Origin of the sequence: Porphyromonas vaginalis, from assembly GCF_958301595.1 — a bacterium.
GTDB classification, from domain to species: domain Bacteria; phylum Bacteroidota; class Bacteroidia; order Bacteroidales; family Porphyromonadaceae; genus Porphyromonas; species Porphyromonas vaginalis.
Map to the genome: position 1 here is coordinate 1,588,580 of NZ_CATQJU010000001.1, position 18,760 is coordinate 1,607,339.

Consider the following 18,760-nt stretch of genomic DNA (forward strand, 5'->3'; position numbering starts at 1 on the left):
GCTTATGTATAGATTATATGACGGCAAAGGGGATAGAGTAGCTGTGCTTGCCCTCGCTGTCTGATAGTAATGCGTGGTAAATGCCTGAGGGGTAACGCTCACCACTTGGTAGGCGGGTGATGATGGTGAGCTCGCCTGTCCGTGCGACCTCCTGATAGATCAGATTGCCGGCACTATCTAAGATGCGTACCGTAGTACCTGCGGGGAGCTTGGAGAGTGTGACCTGGTCGGGATCTTCTGGGCGTACTGGATTGGGATAGATGTAGACCTCTTTGCTCTGTGCAGACCAGTCGCTCGTTCGGCCTATATATAAGGAGACAAGCCCCACTGAGGTGGCTATGTAGAGCTCTCCACGCTCCTTGTCGATGGCGAGAGAGAGGACGTCGTTGGTGAGCAGAGGACTATTGTCCTTGGTGTAGTGAGCTAGCAGCTGCGTGCCGTCTGAGGAGAGGAGGTAGAGACCGTCTGACCCAGTGCCGCACCACTTATTGCCGAGCGCATCGATGGCGATGGCGGTGATGGGCATATTGTCGAGGACATAGTAAAGGTTGGGCTCCTGTCCCCCTACGGGTCTAGAGGCTAGCGGGGTGCTTTGTGAGATGAATGTGCTAGGACTGGCAATGCTGATGGGTCCTTTGTCTGTAGCTATCCAGAGGCTACCAGAGGGATCTAGAGCTAGGTCGTAGTAGTACTTGGCAGCGATCTCCTTGCCTGTGCGATCGACAAACTTAGTGACGAGGCGGTACTCATCGTCTGACTGATCCAGTGGCGTACCCTTGTCGTCAAAGATGAAGACGCCGTTGTTGCCATCCGCACCTCGGTGAAATATGAGTAACCACTTGACACCATTGGGCAGAGCCAGCATAGGTCCGAAAGCATTGACCAGCTCTATGTCTGGATACGAGATGGCTTTCATCGTGCCATCAGGAGTGCGCACCACGAGGGGGTTAGCGACGGTGCCTTGACCTTGAGCCATCCATAGGTTGCCTCTATGGTCGTAGCATAGCGAGCCGACACGGACGTTGTGCGCTGAGGGTGAGTCATCGTCCCAAGCTCTGACTAAGGGGCTGTTCTCTGGTGTATAGCGATTGACGACCTGACGACCTTGTATCTCATAGAGTCCCTCTCCCCACGAGCCAACGAAGTAGTGGTCGGCATCATGCGGGTCGACAGCTATGGAGACGAGGTCGTAGACGGGGACGTAATTGGTCTGCTCGACGATCTGCCAGTAGGTCCAGTTGTCCCATCTCGGTGGAGCGTAGATCTGTATGTGACCAGGCTGCCAGTAAGCGTTGGTGCGACGCCCACCACTGACGGAGTAGAGCCTGCCATGCTGGTGTGTGAGGTAGAAGTGCTTGTTGACCTTCGGCGCATTGGCTTCGAGGACTAGCTTTTCGAGAGATACTTTGCCCTCGGAGGCGGAGGCGAGGTTAGCTTTGTAGAGAGATCCTCCCGCTGTGAACCAAAGCCTGTCCGGTGAGCTGTCGCCTGAGAGGCTCTGCAGACGGGCGGGGAGGTCGATGCGTATGCGCTCGCCACTAGCTCTCCATACGATGAGCGAGTCAGCTCCTGCGACCGCCACTCCATCGGCCGTCGGGAAGAGTTGCTCAGCCCATCCGCTCTGCGCCATCGTCTGAGGGGTGGCACTGACCTGGGGTAGCGTAGAGCGATAGAGGGTGTGCAGGCTGTCTATGTACCAGAGCGAGCCGTCGGGTAGGGTGGCGGCACTGATCATCTCCTTCTGTGGTAAGCCCTCGACGAGGCTCCACGAGGCGGGGTCTTGGAGGTTTTGCGAGAGAGTGCTCGAGCGCAGCCCTTCGCTGGTCAGCGCATAGAGCTTTTCGTCTAGAGCGAAAGCGTCTAGCACCTCTTTGCCTAGGAAGGCTGTGGCTGCAATCTGATGATTGCTGAGGTCTATCTGCATGAGTCCGAAGCGACCCGCAATGAAGGCGTAATCCTTATGATAGAAGATACGTGTGGCGGTCTTGTCGTTGAGGTTGCTATTGTCGCTGATGCCCACTAGGTTGTAGATGCGATCACTGTAGATGAGGTCTATACGCCCCGATCTGTAGTAGACCGTGGTGACCTTGTGGCTAGGCGAGTAGCGGATCATCTCGGCATCAAGGTCGCTGATAGGCGTCAAGCCATCAAGTAGATGTATCTCATCGGGATGCTCTGGAGAGACGGTGCCGATGACGCCCCCTGTGGTGAAGAGTACCTGCTCGGGCAGATCTGCCACAAGCTCTACATCACCTACGGCTAGATGCCACTGCCACAGCTGCTCCTGAGCTGCGAGCGGGAGGGTGCATAGAAGGAGCGGGAGGAGGAGTAGGTGTATAGAGGCTTTCATAGGCTGTGCTTGGTAAGATAAGTGCGTAGCTGCTCTACGGCTCGTGTGCGGTGGCTGATGCTGTTCTTCTCCTGTGGGGTCATCATGGCAAAGGTCTTGTCAAAGTCCTCTGGCACGAAGAGGCTGTCGTAGCCAAAGCCCTCGGAACCCTCCTCGTGGTCTATGATACGTCCCGCTACACGCCCCACGAAGTGGTGCTGCTCGCCCTGACTATCGATCAGTACGATGACACACTCGAAGTAAGCGCGCCACGGCTCGGGGTGTGAGGCTAAGGAGTCCAGAAGGTGCTTCCTATTAGCCACGTCGTCACCATCACGGCCGGCGTAGCGGGCTGAGTGCACGCCAGGGGCACCGCCTAGAGCCTCGACAAAGAGCCCCGTATCGTCCGCAATGCAAGGCTTGTGGTAGAGGTCGTAGAGAGCTTGCGCCTTGATGGTGGCATTGCCTAGGAGCGTGGAGGCGCTCTCGTCGGGAGCTGTATAGTGTCCTAGCGAAGAGGCTGAGCGCACTTCGCAAGTATCTCCGAGCATCGACTGGATCTCGAGGAGCTTGTGAGCATTGTGTGTGGCAAGGTAAAGGACTTTCATGTAACTTTGTGGAGGTTCTATAAGACTAATTACAAAAGTACTGAAATGAATGGGATAAGCCAAATAGATGAGCTCTGTCGCCAGTTGCCCTACTGCGAGGTGGATGCGCCTTTTGGTCCGGAGGTGGTGACCTACCGTCTGTCGCGGCGCATCTTTGCGCTGCTATGGCTGGAGCATGACCCAGGCATGGTGTCGCTCAAGGTGAACCCTGACTTGATAGAGCCATTGCTAGACCGGCATAGCGACCTGCAGCCCGCCTTTCACCTCAATAAGAAGCACTGGATACAGCTGGAGCTACCGACTAGTGAGTCTGAGGCGTGGATCGCTCGGCTCCTACGTCACTCCTATGCGCAGGTGTGGCGCAAGCTCCCGAAGATCCAGCAGCGTCTCCTGCCTCTCGGAATAGACATCTACAACCAAGCACAGAATGAGCAAGATCTCCTTTGAGATAACCGAACTAGACCACCCCATAGAGAGCACCTACGACTACCTAGTCAAGCTCCTAAAGGAGAGACCCGACCTCCCCTCGGGGACCGTCATACATACGGACTATCAGACGGCGGGGCGTGGACAGCTAAACAATAGCTGGTTTAGCAGTCCTCGGCTCAATGCACTCCCTTCGATTTACCTCCGTCTAGATCGACCTTTGCAGCAGATCTGGTCTATCAGTGAGGCGACCGCCATAGCGGTTTATAAGAGCTACAAGGAGCAGCTTTCGAGCGAAGATACGATTGAGATCAAGTGGCCCAACGATATCTTCGTCAATGACCACAAGATAGCCGGCATACTGATCCACAACGCGCTGGCCGAGGGCTCGGTCGCAGAGACGATCATCGGTATCGGGATGAATATCAACGAGGGAGCCTTCCCGCCTGAGCTCCCGCAAGCGATCTCTTTGCGTCTCGTGACGGGGCAGACTTATGATGTGAAAGCTTTCCTCCGCCAGATGCTCCGTCATCTAGGGGAGCAACTCGCTCGTCAAGACTATGCGACACTGCACGCAGAGTACAACGACCTGCTCTACCAGCGAGGTATACCAGCTCGCTACCGTGATGTCGCCACCGAGGAGGCGTTTGATGCGACAATCCAGGAGGTAAGCCCTCAGGGGCAGCTCGTCCTAACGACCACCACGGGGCAGGAGCGACGCTACGCCTTTAAGGAGATTGTATACCTATAATATAAGAGTATGTCTGAGCGCACAAAGATAGAGCACCGCCCCCTCACCCATGCTGAGGTGAAGCTGATTAAAAGCTTGCAACTGGCGAAGTATCGTCGGCAGTCGAACCTCTTTATCGCTGAGGGTGAGAAGCTAATCGGCGAGATGCTACCAGCTTATCGCTGCCAGCTACTAGTTGGTACAGAGGAGCTAGTCGAGCCTCTGCTAGAGCGATGCCCAGAGAGCATTGCCGAGGCGGTGATCCTGCCTGACCCGAAGCAGATAGAGCGGGTGAGTGGACTGAAGAGCCCTCGTCCGCTATTGGCTCTTTGCGAGATCCCAACGGTAGAGGCTCCCCAAGCGATACAACAACCCACGCTCCTTCTAGACGATGTGCAGGACCCTGGCAATGTCGGGACACTGCTACGCACTTGCGACTGGATGGGCATCAGACAGGTCCTCTGCACAGAGGGATGCGCAGACGTCTATGCGCCCAAGGTGCTACAAGCGACTATGGGTGCTCTGGCGCGTGTGCAAGTCTATCGCTACACCGATAGGACCGCTCTGCTCACGATGCTAACGCAGACGGAGATACCCGTGATAGGGACCTTCATCGATGGCGCACCGCTTCGTACGTTACGACTGGCACCTGAGCAACCTTATATATTGGTATTAGGCAATGAGGGTAATGGTATCTCGCCCGACCTCTCTGCTCTAGTCTCTCAGCGAATTACGATTCCGTCGCCTGTCGATAACCACTGCGAGTCGCTCAACGTGGCAGTCGCCGGCGCTATCGTTATGGCGCATCTGATCCTTTAGCTAGTCCTGGCTGGGAAAACTCGACGCTGGCTCGTTACAATAATTTAGGCCCAACGACAAATCGAAACGGACCGGTGTCGGGGAAAAGTGATTTCCACCTGGATATTTCGAAATCTCCACGTGGGGAATAAAAAATTCTTCGGAGGAATGAAATGAAACTTCGGAGGAATGAAATGAAACTTCGGAAGAATGAAATCGCGCCCACGTGGAAAAGAAAAAATATCCACGTGGAGATTTGAGATTCTCCACGTGGATATTCGAGAAAGGAGGGAATCGGACGAATTTCCCCGTAAAGAGATGTTATTAGAGATTCGAGGTTAGAGTTTAGAGTTTAGGGGTTAGAGGTCAGCGGAATGTTGTCACACTCAATCGTTGTCAAGGCGGTGTTCTTTGACACATCCAAGCTAGTCAGTTGATTCTCTACACAGTATAGCTCTTTCAAGGCGGTATTCTTTGACACGTCCAAGTTAGTCAGTTGGTTGCTGGAACACGCAAGCTTTGTTAGGGCGGTGTTCTTTGATATGTCCAAGCTCGTCAGTAGATTCTCGCTGCAGTCAAGCTGTGTCAAGAAGATGTTCTTTGAGATGTTCAAACTGGTCAGTTGATTGTTGAAGCAGTCAAGCTGTGTCAAGATGGTGCAGCCAGAGACATTCAAGATGGTCAGTTGATTACAGCAGCAGTTAAGCTTTGTCAAGAAGGTGTTATTGGATACATCCAAGCTGGTCAGTTTATTGCCGGAGCAGTATAGCTCTTTCAAGATAGTGTTCTTTGACACGTCCAAGCTCGTCAGTTGATTCTCGCTGCAGTTAAGCATTGTCAAGACGGTACAATCAGAGACGTTCAAGCTGGTCAGTTGATTGCTGGAACACCAAAGATATGTCAAGAAGGTGTTCTTTGACACGTCCAAGCTGGTCAGTAGATTCTCGCTGCAGTAAAGAACTGTCAAGGCTGTACAATCAGAGACGTTTAGGTTAGTCAGTTGATTCTCGCTACAGTAAAGCATTTCCAAGGCGGTGTTCTTTGACACGTCCAAGCTTGTCAGTTGATTGCTGAAGCAATAAAGCTTTGTCAAGGCGGTGCAACCCGATACGTTCAAGTTAGTCAGTTGATTCTCGCTGCACCGAAGCTCTGTCAAGGCGGTACAACCCGACACGTCCAAGCTCGTCAATTGATTCTCGCTACAGTGAAGATCTGTCACATCGCCTCGGATGACTACCACTTGGCTTTTGATTGTGTAGTACTTGAACCCGTTCGCGTCCGCTTCAACCTCTTGAGCTCCCTCGATGGTGACGTTACCATTTGCCTCAATACCCAGTGAGATTGTCTCTCCGACAGCTTTGGAGGTGGTCATCGTGATGACGCCTTCGGCGAGGAGAGTGCTGCTCGCGAGGAGGGTGCCGAGGAGGACAAAGAGCCAGATGCGGAGTCGTTTGTACATAGAGTAGTTAAGTAGATGGAGATTAGTGGATAGTGTTCAGTTGTAGCGTGATGGGGAGCGGTGAGGGCTCTGCCGTGTGAGTGATGTCTTCTGCGAAGTTATGCCTTTACTTTGAGTTGTGCAAGGGGGGAGAGAGATTAGAGGTGTCGGAGGGCGTCCCTCCCCACTGCGCCCTGTAGGGACGCACGATCTGTGCGTCCGTTGTGTCAAAGGTTACAGCATCGTGTTTTTAACGGGGACGGACGCACGACCGTGCGTCCCTACGGAGATCGGGGTTACAGCGTTTGATGAGTGGAGTTGTCGTGCTGACGTAGCTTGTGTAGGGGCGGACCTGCGTGTCCGCCCGCAGAATAGACTGCGTTCAGGTGAGGACGGGCGGACACACAGGTCCGCCCCTACGGTGGAAGTTTCCACCCCGCCGAGCAGTTCACCCGAAGAGAAGTCGACCGAGCTTGCGAAACGAGAAAAAACTTCGCATTTTACTTGCATATGAACTTAGAAAGCAAAGGGCTACACGTCAGACAGTTCTGATAAAAAAAAGACCTCGCTAGAGGTCCGACGCATCGTGGCCTTCGTTCGGAGGGGCTACGGCCCCGAACGACCGATGGATAGGCGAACGTGGTAGGAGGTCAACCCCTTGTGGGTCGGACTAGACTAAGCTTACAGTCCCAGTCAGAACGCTCTTATTGTCGAACTTCCCAGTTTTTCTTCTTTGCGGTAGTTATGTCAGCAGCACTACACCTGTTTTTATCGATTTTCTTAGAGGAGCGACTTACTATACAAAGAGTACCACGGCTCATACCCATTCGATCAGGAAGACTATTCACCAACTTGGTCATAGCCTCGCCATTGATACAATTACTGAAGCAATAAAGAGCATCCAATCTAGCACATCCAGATATGTTCAAGTTCGTCAGTTGATTGATGGAGCATTCAAGAGACTCCAAGGCAGTGTTCTTTGACACGTCCAAGCTGGTCAGTTGATTGTCGGGGCAGTTAAGCTCTGTCAAGGCGGTGTTCTTTGACACGTCCAAGCTGGTCAGTTGATTGCCTCCACAAGAAAGCGTTGTCAAGGCTCTATTCTTTGATACATTCAAACTGGTCAGTTGATTGTCGAAGCAGCTGAGCGATGTCAAGGCGGTGTTCTTTGACACATCCAGGCTGGTCAGTTGATTCCATGAGCAGTCAAGCTTTGTCAAGGCGGTGTTCTGCGACAGATCCAAACTGGTCAGTTGATTGTAGGAGCAGTCAAGATCTGTCAAGGCGGTGTTCTGCGACAGATCCAAGCTGGTCAGTTGATTGTCGTAGCAGTTAAGCTCTGTCAAAGCGACGTTCTTTGAGACATCCAAGTTGGTCAGTTTGCTGCTAAAGCAGTCCAGAATTGTCAAAGCGGTGTTCTTTGACACGTCCAAGCTGGTTAATTGGTTCTCTCCACAGTATAGCCCTTTCAAGGCGATGTTCTTTGAGACATCCAAGCTAATCAGTTGATTGCTGAAGCAGTTAAGCTCTGTCAAGGCGCTGTTCTTTGAGACATCCAAGCTGGTCAGCTTATTGTCGCTGCAGTAAAGTACTTCCAAGGCGGCACTCTTTGACACGTCCAAGCTCGTCAGTTGATTGTTGAAGCAGTCAAGCTCTGTCAAATCGCCTCGGATGGTAATCGTTTGGCTAGTGAGCCTGTAGGGCTTGAAACCGGACTCGTTCGCTTGTCCAGTCTCTTGAGCCCCTTCGATGGTGACGTTATCATTTGCCTTGATGATCAGTTGGATTTCTTCTCCGACTCTTTCGGAGGTGGTCATAGTGATGACCCCTTCGGCGAGGAGGGAGCTGGAGGTGAAGAGCGTGCCGAGGAGGACAAAGAGCCAGATGCGGAGTTGCTTACTCATAGTCTAGCTAGAGATTAGAGATTAGAGGTTAGAATTGGGGGGGAGCAGAGGCTCTACCTGCGCTAGCACATCGTCCAGGTCGGCTAGGGTAGGGGCTTGGAGCATTGCTATGCGTAGCGCACGAAAGTTGGGGATGCCCTTAAAGAGTGGTGTGGCGGCTAGGTGGCGACGACTATGCAGGATGCCTCTGCGCTCGTCCAACTTCTCGATATTCTTGTGAACGATCTCTTTTAGGATCTCCAGCTGTTGCTGGGAGGTTAGCTGAGGAGCGGTAAAAGTCGGGTCAACGGCTGCGCGCATTTCGCCAAAGATCCATGGCTGTCCGATAGCTGCTCGTCCGACCATCACCCCATCCACCCCATAGGTGTCAAAAGCGTGCCGCACCTCCTCGCCTGTCGTTATATCGCCATTGCCGATGATCGGGATCTGGATCTCAGGATTGGAGCGCACCGCACCGATCAAAGTCCAGTCGGCACTCCCCTTGTACATATCGCTGCGCGTACGCCCATGGATGGTCAGAGCTGCGATGCCACAAGCTTGTAGACGTGGTGCCAGCTCGGTAATGATGAGGCTGTTGTGGTCCCATCCTAGACGCGTCTTGACCGTCACGGGGCAACTAGCCGTAGCGACCACTGCGGCGGTGATTTCGAGGAGTAGCTCGGGGTCACGGAGCATACCACTGCCAGCACCTTTGCCCGCGACCCGCTTGACGGGGCAGCCGAAGTTGAGGTCGAGCAGGTCAGGCTCCAGTTGGCAGGCGATACGAGCCGCCTCGCACATCGTCTCCACATCACGACCATAGATCTGTATGGCGACGGGACGCTCTGCTGGGTCTATACGCATCTTGCGCATCGTGCTGGGTACGTAACGCACGAGCGCATCGGCACTGATGAACTCAGTGTAAACGAGGCTAGCACCAAACTGCTTACAGAGCAGACGAAAGGGTGCATCGCTCACATCCTCCATCGGTGCGAGGAGTAGCGGTCTAGAGCCTAAGTCAAGGGTGCCTATCTGCATAGCTATTCTTCTGTCGGGGCGAAGCAGGTAAACTGTACGGCACTGTAAGACTTGTGCCAAGCGAAGCGAGGAAACTCAGCAAAGTCCACCGTGTCGGGGTGCTCTAGTACAAAGATAGAGCTAGGGCACCACGCTTTACTGGCAAAGAGTAAGTCGGGTATATCCTTGATCCACGGTAAGTTATACGGAGGATCGGCAAAGATCAGGTCGTAAGGCTCCCCATCGTACTGACGTAAGTACTGCTCTACCGATCGATTGAGGACTAGAAGCTGCTTGGTCGAGAGGATCTCCTTATCTAGGGTGTCAGCGGCCGACCGGATGAAGGCGGCATGCTTAGGATGCTTCTCGATAGAGGTCACTGAGGCGGCTCCCCGTGAGACAAACTCTAGAGAGATACTCCCGATGCCCGCAAAGAGATCTAGCACCCGCATACCCTCTATGTCATATTGAGCCGAGAGGCTGTTGAAGAGTGCCTCCTTAGCTATATCCGTCGTGGGGCGGAGCGTCAGCCCTTTAGGCGGGGAGAGACGACGACGACCATATTTGCCTGCTATAATGCGCATGGTGATAACTTAATCAAGCGTACCAATAGTCTATCGGCATGACAGACACATCCCAGTCGGCAGTCGTGAACTGCCGGTAGAGTGCCTGCAGCAGCTCACTGACTAAACTATCAGCACCAGCCGTCCCATCGGATAGTATGATGGATACAGGAGCTGCATGATCCACAGAGCCGTCTAGGTACACCTTACTTAAGAAGTAGAGGACCTGATAGAGATGATGCTGCCAGGTGCGGTAGCGAGGCCAACTGTAATGATTAGCCCGAAGCAAGTCCCCCGACTGACATAATACCAGATCGCAGCCACCCTCGACCAGCTCGACACCTAGCGAGAGCCCTGTCTGAAGCGACGACTGTCGCAACACTCGCTGTGCAAAAGGTAGGATCGTAGGGATAAACCGACAAGCTACAAAGCTACGCTGTAGGAAGCCTTTGAGTAGATGACTAAAGCCCACAGCCAGACTAGGCTTACCATCGCCAAGTGCGTATGTGTCGCTATAATACTGCTCCTCGTCGGCAAAGATAGGTGCCGTCAGTCGCCACCAATGTACATCTTGCTCTCCACTCATGCCGCTCGGTATGACTACATAGTGAGAGGCGGGGTAGAGCACGTGGACCTCTCCCTCAGGATCACTGAGGATAGGGTGCTGTGCGATAATGTCTCCCCACAGAGCCGAGACACGAGACCAGTCTACTGGCACAAACTGGCTCTGACTCTTAGTGTGATAGCCTTCCTGTGCAGCCACCTCTGTTTCTTCCCTTGAGAGATCATGTAGATAGACAAAGCCATCTGCAGTCAGTCGCAGAGTGAGCGATGAGACGGCAGATGTCTGTGTGTCTTTAGGAAGTGCTGGTGGTTGCTGCATAATAATAAGTATACAAGATTCAGACGATAAACTTCAAGCTCCAATCTCTATAACTATCTCTCGAGAGGTTTACCTCTTTTGTCGAGAGCGTAAGGATCAGCAGAAGATACTTGAAGCTTATTGTCTGAATCAGTAGAGCAGTATCCCTACTACAGATGAAGTTGTAGCGGAGGGGGGGGGAGTCTTGAGACTACTCCCAGTTGCCCGTGTTCTTGACCTCCTTGAGAGATCCTAGAGCGAGGCCAGGATACCCAGTGCCTTGATAGCGAGCCTCTGCATCCTTGATAGCTGTATTGAGGAGCTTATGATCCTGATCAGCTAGGTAGACAGAGAGAGGTACAGCTGTACGGAATACGGGTACCATCACGACTTCCTCTCCGATCTCCTGAGCGACAGATGCTGTGTCAATCTCTATGACTGACTGGGGGAAGCCAGGTACCTGTAGAAACTCCTCAGGTGTCATACCACTCTTGAGTAGAGAGTCGCGTGCGCTAACCCATACGGTGTCACGTACGATCAGCCCCTTAGCAGCTGCCTGACGCTCATTCATGCCAGCCTCACGCATAGCATCGGTGTAGTCTCCCTCAGAGCGAACGTAAAAGACCTTACCATCAGTAAGGAACTGACGAAGCTCATCTACGGGAGCGTAGCGGTTGTAGACATCATGAAAGGCTTTCTCTACGTGTGCCACCTCTTTCAGACGTACCTGGATGGGTGCCTCACGAGCAATGCGTGTCTTGGAGAATTGCTCCGGTGTTAGGATGCTCATGACTGCTAGATAGCCCACGACAACTGCTGCTATCAGCAGAAGGACGGTCATTAGTTTTCTCATAATATCGCCTATAAGTTTTGTTGTATTGATTACGCTAGTTAGATAATGTGTGACTTAGATGCCCCAAAAGAGTACGAATCAAGAGAGGACAAACCATTTCACAGCGCAAATATACGCTTTTCTCAATAGATAGAGCAATATCTGAGGAGTGATAGCTCTAGAATTTAGCTTGTTCTGTGGCTGATTGTTCATTTCGTAGTGCTGGGGAGGGGTACAAGGTCAGGACACTAATAGGATAGGGCCTCTTACGCTCCGATACGCTTTTGCCTCCCAGAAAGCAGATCGCCACGTGGATATCGTCTCAGCTCTTTCTCTGAGTGCAATGAGTTACCCGAGATTTTGTCCAGACTCTAATACATTATAGGGTCTTCTCTTAGGGTAGAAAAAAGAGCTATGCCACGTGCCTTTTTTACCCCACAATGGCTATTACAGAATTATTAAGTACCTTTGTGGAGCGGTCTCGAGGGAGAGAAAAAGATTGACTCTCTTTTTCCCTGCCGAGGGGTCGTCTTACATGATCTTACTGCACCCCCAAAACAGTGAGACCATGTAAAGAGGTGTAGGTGGTGTGGAGGCTTACCCCCCAAAAGGCTTTCCATGGCTCCTATGTCTCGTACTATAGCTCAATCATCAAAAAAAAACGTGGTGTACACGTATTTCCCCTATTATGAATCAAAAAACTATAGTCACGGGTGTGATTGGTGCTGACGCACATGCTGTCGGCAACAAGATCATCGCCTATGCCCTCAACAATGCAGGGTACAAAGTGGTTAACCTCGGTGTCATGGTCTCTCAAGAAGAGTACATAGAGGCAGCACTAGAGACTAAAGCGGATGCGATCCTTGTCTCTTCGCTCTATGGACATGGTGAGATCGACTGTCAGGGACTTCGCGAGAAGTGCGATGAGGCTGGTCTCAAGGGCATCCCACTAGTGGCCGGAGGCAATCTGGTCGTGGGTAAGCAGGACTTTGCCGATGTGGAGTCTCGCTTTATGGCGATGGGCTTTACCAAGGTTTATCCTCCTGGCACACCAATCGAGACTACCATCGCTTATCTAGACTCAATCCTCGCAGATAAATAAATAGTAGTATGCACTATCTTACGGTAGACTTCGGTAGTACCTACACGAAGTTGACTCTGATAGATGTAGCGCGTGCGGAGATAGTGGCGACAGCCTCTGCCTTTACCACCATCACAACGGATGTGCTGGAGGGCTTTAACAACGCTTGGCAGAAGATACTGGCGCAGCACCCTGATGCTCACTACGACCGCCTCCTCTCTTGTAGTAGTGCGGCGGGTGGACTCAAGATGGTTGCGCTGGGGCTGGTCCCCTCGCTCACATCTAAGGCGGCCAAGATGGCTGCTTCCTCGGCGGGTGCTAAGGTGGTCAAGACCTACGCCTATGAGATCTCTCACGCCGAGCAGGAGGAGATCTATGAGATTAATCCTGACCTAGTACTACTCTGCGGTGGTACCGATGGCGGTAACAAGGAGGTAATCCTAGCTAATGCGCGCCGTCTGGCAGAGATCGATAGACCCTTTGCGATTATCGCTGCGGGCAATAAGTCCGCCTCTTATGATCTAGAGGAAATCTTCGCTCAGTGCGACAAGAAGTGCGTTGTTACGGAGAATGTGATGCCTGAGTTTGGTCAGATCAACATCCTGCCCGCTCGTCAGTGCATTATGGATCTCTTCATCAGTCGCATCATCGATGCTAAGGGACTGGGCGAGGTGCAGAAGCGTGCCGAGCTGGAGATTATCCCGACGCCCTTTGCGGTCCTCAAGGCTTGTGAGTTACTGAGCAAAGGCATTGACGAGGAGCACCCTGGTTGGGGCGACCTGATGGCTGTAGACCTTGGTGGAGCTACGACCGACATTTACTCGATGACTGACGGAGCTCCGTCGATGGACAATGTCCTGATCAAGGGCATCCCCGAGCCTTACAGTAAGCGCACCGTAGAGGGTGACCTCGGTATGCGCTATAGCTTGAAGGCACTGGAGGACGAGACCGATGTCAAGACTCTAGCACGAGCTTACAGTGTTACGCCTGAGGCTATCATTGACTGGGTAGAGCGTTGTGCGGCTAGTCCTGATACGGTTGCCGAGCCTGGCTCGCAAGAGCAGGTAATCGAGGAGGCTCTAGCATACAGTGCCGTAGACATAGCTGTGGAGCGTCACGCTGGCGTCATTAGCAAGGTCTACACGCCGATAGGCGAGATGTTTACCCTCGTTGGCAAAGACTTGACGCAGGTGCCTCGACTCATTGGCATCGGTGGCGCACTGATCAACAGCACTGATCCAGCTCGTATCCTCTCGGGAAGCCGCTTTAACCCTCAGAGATACGAGTATGCGAAGCCCAAGGAGCCGCAGTTTTACTTAGACAAGCGCTACATCATAGCGAGCATGGGACTACTCAGTCAGGTAGCTCCCGAGGTGGCTCTCACGATCTTGCAGCGAGAGGTACTACCTATATAATAGACATACAAAAGACTCAATCACTCATACAGATTCCCCTATCACATGGAACTTAGGAACAAGCGCATAGACAACGATACCTTCTACAAGGAGCGCAAGGAGGTTCTCGCCTCATGGCCTACAGGCAAAGATGTCAACTTTGAAGAGGCCGTCGAATTTCAAAAGTCAATCCCCGAGGAGAAGATCTTCGGCCGCAAGCTCGCTCAGGCAGATGCCGAGGGGCGTACGCTCATACAGCCTCGTGCTGGTGTGGCTCTATACACGGAGCATATCAGGCTCCTGCAGTTTCTAGAAGAGGAGGGTGGTGCTGATCTGCTCCCCTCGACGGTCGATAGCTACACACGTCTCAACCGTTATCACGAGGCTGAGAATGGTATCATCAAGAGTAAAGAGTCGGGACGATCTATGCTCAACGGCTTCCCGATCGTCAATTACGGCACGAAGATCTGCCGTACGGTCACCTCTGCACTCAAGAACCCTGTACAGGTGCGCCACGGTACGCCTGATGCGCGTCTTCTTACAGAGATCTCTATCGCTGGAGGCTTTACCTCTTATGAGGGTGGTGGTATCTCGTACAATATCCCTTACTCTAAGAACTTCTCTCTCGAGAAGACGATCATGTACTGGCAGTACACGGATCGCCTCGTAGGTATGTATGAGGAGGCTGGCGTGAGCATCAACCGTGAGCCATTCGGTCCTCTGACCGGTACGCTCATTCCACCCTGTATCTCCAACGCTGTGGCCGTCATCGAGACGCTACTCGCTGCTGAGCAGGGTGTCAAGGACATCACTGTGGGCTATGGGCAGTGCGGTAATGTCATCCAGGATGTCGCAGCTATTCGCTCGCTTCGCGAGTTGACCAATAGCTATCTCAAGCAGTACGGTTACGACGATGTACGTGTCACGACCGTCTTCCACCAGTGGATGGGTGGCTTCCCTCAAGACGAGGCAAAGGCCTTTGGCGTCATCTCGTGGGGCTCAGCTACGGCTGCTCTGGCGAAGGCTACCAAGGTCATTGTCAAGACGCCGCACGAGGCGATGGGCGTCCCCACCAAGGAGGCAAACGCCGCTGGACTACGTGCTACCAAGCAGGTTATCTCTATGCTTCGTGACCAGTCACTCGTAGACATCCCTGTGGTAGAGCAGGAGTCTGACATCATCGTTCGAGAGACGAAGTGCATCCTCGACAAGGTCTTCGAGCTGGGCAAGGGCGATCTAGCTGTCGGCACGGTTGCTGCCTTTGAGGCAGGCGTGCTGGACATCCCCTTTGCGCCTAGTCGTTACAATGCGGGCAAGGTCCTACCGGCTCGTGATGACAATGGTGCGGTACGCATCCTCGATACGGGTCATCTGCCCTTTACGGAAGATCTCAAGGCATTCCACCGTGAGAAGCTCGAGGAGCGTTCACGCTTCGAGCATCGTCCCGTGAGCTTCCAGATGGTTATCGACGATGTCTACGCTATCGGCAAGGGCTTCCTCGTCGGCAGACCGTAAGCCTTAATCTATAGCAGTGCTATCCCTGTGGGGGTAGCACTCTTTCTAGCAAACAATTTCAATAAACCAATAAATCCAAGTAATATGAAGATCAAGAAGGTAGTCTGTGCCCCAGGCAAGACAGGATTCTTCTTTGACGACCAGAAGGCCATCAAGAAGGGCGCTAAAAACGATGGAGCTTTTTACTCTGGCGACCCCGTGACTCCAGGCTTTACGTCTGTACGTCAGGCAGGTGAGTCCATCTCTGTCCTCTTTATCCTAGAGGATGGCTCTATAGCTCATGGTGACTGTGCTGCTGTACAGTACTCAGGGGCCGGTGGTCGTGATCCACTGTTCCTCGCTGAGAACTTTATCCCCGTTATCATGAAGGAGATCGCTCCGCTCTATGAGGGCAAGGAGATAACCACGTTCCGCAAGATGGCCGACCTCGTTGACAAGCATGTCAATGCAGACGGTAAGAAGTACCACACGGCAATCCGCTACGGTGTCACACAGGCTTGTCTAGACGCTGTCGCTAAGAGCCAGCACAAGCTCATGGCGCAGGTTGTCGCTGACGAGTATGGTACGAAGATATCAGACACGATGGTCCCCATCTTCTCGCAGAGTGGCGATGACCGCTATCTCAACGTCGATAAGATGATCATGAAGGAGGTGGGCGTACTGCCACATGCTCTCTTCAATAATGTAGAGACCAAGGTCGGCCTCAAGGGTGAGAAGATCAAGGAGTACCTCCAGTGGCTCCGTGATCGTATCGTCACGAAGCGTCAGAACCCCAACTACCAGCCCGCTATCCATATCGACGTATATGGTACGCTGAGCATCGTCTTCAACAACGACTTCCAGCGCATCGCTGACTATCTGAACGAACTCTCTGAGATCGTTGCTCCCTTCGAGCTTCGTGTCGAGGGTCCAGTAGATATGGATGGTCGTGAGCCACAGATCGAGGCTCTGGCTAAGATCCGTGAGCTACTTGATGCCAAGGGCTCTAAGTGCCAGATCGTCGCTGACGAGTGGTGCAACACGCTCGAGGATATCATCGCTTTCTCTGAGCGCAAGGCTGGACACATGGTTCAGATCAAGACGCCTGACCTTGGTGGTGTCAACAACGCTATCGAGGCTGTCCTCTACTGCAAGCAGCACAACATGCGCGCTTATCTGGGTGGTACTTGCAATGAGACCAACCGCTCAGCAGAGGTTTGCGCCAATATCGCTATGGCTACCTCTCCTTGCCAGTGCCTCGCAAAGCCTGGTATGGGTGTCGATGAGGGATACATGATCATCTTCAACGAGATGAGCCGTGTACTCGCTCTCAAGGATGTGCTAAAGTAGATTTTAGAGATTAGAAGTTAGAGGTTAGACTTTAGCCAAAAGCCAACAGCCAAAGGCTAACCTCTAACAGTAAAACAGAATATCGAGATATGACTCCAATAACAGACGAAATAAGAGTACTCTCCACGACAGCGATCCTCGGATATGGATTTCCCGAGGCATCCTTTCGTGAGGGAATGAAGCGCAAGCCCCACGTCATCGCAGCAGATGCTGGTTCGACAGATCCAGGTCCTTACTATCTAGGGGCTGGCGTGAGCTTCACCGATCGCAACTCCGTGAAGCGTGACCTAGAGATCATGATCCAGGCCGGTGTCGAGAACAAGGTCCCCGTAGTCATCGGCTCTGCCGGTGGCTCTGGTGCCAATGCTCATGTGGACTGGGTGCTAGAGATAGTACGTGAGATCATTGCTGACAAGAAGCTCTCGCTACGCCTAGCCGTCATCCGCTCTGAGTTTGACAAAGAGACCATCCTCCGTGAGTTTGACAAGGGACACATCACGCCCCTAGCACCAGCTCCCGAGGCTACAAAGAAGGACATCGAAGATTCCGTCCGCATCGTCGCTCAGATGGGCGAGGAGCCTTTTGTAGAGGCTCTCAAGGGTGGCGCTGACGTCATCATTGCAGGCCGTTCGTACGACCCCAGCGTCTTTGCTTGTCTACCGATCAAGGAGGGCTTTGACCGTGCACTCGCACTGCACATGGGTAAGATCCTCGAGTGCGCTGCTATCTGCGCATTGCCCGGTAGCGGTAGTGACTGTATGTTTGGCTATCTGCGCAAGGATCACTTTGTCCTTGAGCCACTTTCCAAGGATCGTAAGTGTACGACCCTCTCCGTAGCTGGTCACACGCTTTATGAGAAGACCGATCCTTACCATCTCCCTGGTCCTGGTGGTGCGCTCGATCTGCACGGATGTCACTTCGAGCAGATTGACGACAACAAGGTCAAGATCTCCGGTACCGTCTTCGAGCCCACCGATGGCTACTTCCTCAAGCTCGAGGGTACCCGTCTCGTAGGCTACCGCACCATCTCTGTTGCGGCTACGACAGACCCGATCATGATCAGCAAGATCGACTCCATCATCGAGAGTGTCAAGGCTCGTGTCAAGGACAACTTCGACAACTACGGCATCAAGGACTACTACCTCGACTTCAAGATCTACGGCAAGAACGGCGTCATGAGTATGTTTGAGGGTATCGATGGGCATATAGGCTCTGAGCTTATGGTCGTCATCGAGGCAGTCGCTAAAACGCAGAAGGAGGCCGACACGATCTGTAGCTTCGCACGTAGTACGATGCTACACTTCGGCTACGAGGGACGTATCGCTACGGCGGGCAACCTCGCCTTCCCCTTCTCGCCCTCAGACTGCCACATGGGTGAGGTCTACGAGTTTAGCCTCTATCACCTGCTCAAGGTGGAGGACCCCAAGCAGTACTTCCCCGTTGAGTATATAGAGTATGCTGATGGTCAGCGTAAATAATGAACCTTTAGATCGTATCAAGCAATGACACAGCACAAGTTAATGGATATAGCCTCCGTCATCCGGAGCAAAAACTCGGGTCCCTATGAGATCACCTTCGATATCATCTTCAAGGACTTCGATATATATAATCAGGTGAAGGCAGCTAAGGCGATCACCGAGCAGACTTTCTGTGATCTCTATCACATCAAGCCTGACCACATCGTCAAGATTGTCTACTTCGACCCAGCCAAGGCGATCAAGTGTACCATCGTCCGCCCCATCCCTTCGGGCAACCTCGGTGAGCGTGACGTCTACGGTGCGCAGCAGCATGCGCCTCTGATGGGTCTCTCCATCCAGTACTAAGCCTGACCGCTTAGCGGACATTAAATAGGGCTTTAATAGCTCCTAAATATAGCGTTAGCCCCCGCACACTCTCCTCGTAGAGTTGCTGCGGGGGCTCTCTTTGTATAGATCCTTAGAGACGGTTGCAAAAGT

17 protein-coding genes are annotated in these 18,760 nt (G+C 52.8%); 9 read left to right on the forward strand and 8 right to left on the reverse strand.

Going from position 1 to position 18,760, the window contains the following annotated elements:
• Window positions 1–13: 13 nt before the first annotated feature.
• A complete protein-coding gene (gene porZ, locus Q2J34_RS06210; protein WP_300969561.1) occupies window positions 14–2,350 on the reverse strand; it encodes a type IX secretion system anionic LPS delivery protein PorZ in 2,337 nt (778 codons plus the stop codon).
• Window positions 2,347–2,937 (reverse strand): RdgB/HAM1 family non-canonical purine NTP pyrophosphatase, encoded by a 591-nt coding sequence (gene rdgB / locus Q2J34_RS06215; protein WP_300969562.1) that lies wholly within the window; start codon window positions 2,935–2,937, stop codon window positions 2,347–2,349. Before rdgB ends, porZ begins: the two co-directional genes overlap by 4 nt.
• A 45-nt stretch (window positions 2,938–2,982) precedes the next feature.
• Between rdgB and Q2J34_RS06220 the strand changes: the two genes are divergently transcribed.
• From Q2J34_RS06220 to Q2J34_RS06230, 3 genes are read left to right on the forward strand one after another with little or no spacing between them, the layout of a single operon-like run.
• Entirely contained in the window at window positions 2,983–3,384 is a 402-nt protein-coding gene (locus Q2J34_RS06220) for an MmcQ/YjbR family DNA-binding protein (RefSeq protein ID WP_293964769.1), read from the forward strand.
• Window positions 3,365–4,114 carry a biotin--[acetyl-CoA-carboxylase] ligase gene (locus Q2J34_RS06225; RefSeq protein ID WP_300969563.1) on the forward strand — a complete coding sequence of 250 codons (750 nt, stop codon included), beginning with the start codon at window positions 3,365–3,367 and terminating at the stop codon, window positions 4,112–4,114. The genes Q2J34_RS06220 and Q2J34_RS06225 overlap by 20 nt, the downstream gene beginning before the upstream one ends.
• A gap of 9 nt (window positions 4,115–4,123) precedes the next feature.
• Window positions 4,124–4,912, forward strand: coding sequence for a TrmH family RNA methyltransferase (locus tag Q2J34_RS06230; protein ID WP_300969565.1), 789 nt, complete (start codon window positions 4,124–4,126; stop codon window positions 4,910–4,912).
• Between the two features lie 331 nt (window positions 4,913–5,243).
• On the opposite strand, the gene Q2J34_RS06235 is transcribed toward Q2J34_RS06230, so the two are convergent.
• The 6 genes from Q2J34_RS06235 to Q2J34_RS06260 form a co-directional block, all read right to left on the reverse strand.
• Window positions 5,244–6,350: a leucine-rich repeat domain-containing protein gene (locus Q2J34_RS06235; protein WP_300969566.1), complete on the reverse strand. Its 1,107-nt coding sequence runs from the start codon at window positions 6,348–6,350 to the stop codon at window positions 5,244–5,246.
• 683 nt (window positions 6,351–7,033) lie between these two features.
• Window positions 7,034–8,233, reverse strand: a complete 1,200-nt coding sequence (locus Q2J34_RS06240) for a leucine-rich repeat domain-containing protein (RefSeq protein ID WP_300969567.1) — start codon at window positions 8,231–8,233, stop codon at window positions 7,034–7,036.
• Window positions 8,234–8,254: 21 nt separating this feature from the next.
• Window positions 8,255–9,250 carry a tRNA dihydrouridine synthase DusB gene (dusB, locus tag Q2J34_RS06245; RefSeq protein ID WP_300969568.1) on the reverse strand — a complete coding sequence of 332 codons (996 nt, stop codon included), beginning with the start codon at window positions 9,248–9,250 and terminating at the stop codon, window positions 8,255–8,257.
• Window positions 9,251–9,252: 2 nt separating this feature from the next.
• Window positions 9,253–9,813, reverse strand: a complete 561-nt coding sequence (locus tag Q2J34_RS06250; RefSeq protein WP_296953055.1) for an RsmD family RNA methyltransferase — start codon at window positions 9,811–9,813, stop codon at window positions 9,253–9,255.
• A 13-nt stretch (window positions 9,814–9,826) separates the two neighbouring features.
• Window positions 9,827–10,675 carry a DUF3822 family protein gene (locus Q2J34_RS06255; protein WP_300969569.1) on the reverse strand — a complete coding sequence of 283 codons (849 nt, stop codon included), beginning with the start codon at window positions 10,673–10,675 and terminating at the stop codon, window positions 9,827–9,829.
• A gap of 190 nt (window positions 10,676–10,865) precedes the next feature.
• Window positions 10,866–11,507 carry a hypothetical protein gene (locus Q2J34_RS06260; protein ID WP_300969570.1) on the reverse strand — a complete coding sequence of 214 codons (642 nt, stop codon included), beginning with the start codon at window positions 11,505–11,507 and terminating at the stop codon, window positions 10,866–10,868.
• Window positions 11,508–12,174: 667 nt separating this feature from the next.
• Between Q2J34_RS06260 and glmS the strand changes: the two genes are divergently transcribed.
• The 6 genes from glmS to Q2J34_RS06290 all read left to right on the forward strand — a co-directional run bounded on the left by glmS (window position 12,175) and on the right by Q2J34_RS06290 (window position 18,628).
• On the forward strand, window positions 12,175–12,588 hold the full coding sequence (gene glmS, locus Q2J34_RS06265; RefSeq protein WP_004330983.1) for a methylaspartate mutase subunit S: 414 nt from the start codon (window positions 12,175–12,177) through the stop codon (window positions 12,586–12,588).
• Window positions 12,589–12,596: 8 nt separating this feature from the next.
• Entirely contained in the window at window positions 12,597–13,982 is a 1,386-nt protein-coding gene (gene glmL / locus Q2J34_RS06270; protein WP_298887084.1) for a methylaspartate mutase accessory protein GlmL, read from the forward strand.
• Between the two features lie 45 nt (window positions 13,983–14,027).
• Complete coding sequence (locus Q2J34_RS06275) at window positions 14,028–15,476, forward strand: methylaspartate mutase subunit E (RefSeq protein WP_300969571.1); 1,449 nt, start codon at window positions 14,028–14,030, stop codon at window positions 15,474–15,476.
• Window positions 15,477–15,560: 84 nt separating this feature from the next.
• The gene (locus Q2J34_RS06280; RefSeq protein WP_025884375.1) at window positions 15,561–16,805 is read left to right on the forward strand and encodes a methylaspartate ammonia-lyase; all 1,245 of its coding nucleotides are present in this window, start codon (window positions 15,561–15,563) and stop codon (window positions 16,803–16,805) included.
• Window positions 16,806–16,894: 89 nt separating this feature from the next.
• Window positions 16,895–18,283 carry an acyclic terpene utilization AtuA family protein gene (locus tag Q2J34_RS06285; RefSeq protein WP_298887081.1) on the forward strand — a complete coding sequence of 463 codons (1,389 nt, stop codon included), beginning with the start codon at window positions 16,895–16,897 and terminating at the stop codon, window positions 18,281–18,283.
• 24 nt (window positions 18,284–18,307) lie between these two features.
• The gene (locus tag Q2J34_RS06290; protein ID WP_007365112.1) at window positions 18,308–18,628 is read left to right on the forward strand and encodes a DUF4387 domain-containing protein; all 321 of its coding nucleotides are present in this window, start codon (window positions 18,308–18,310) and stop codon (window positions 18,626–18,628) included.
• Window positions 18,629–18,760: the final 132 nt, after the last annotated feature.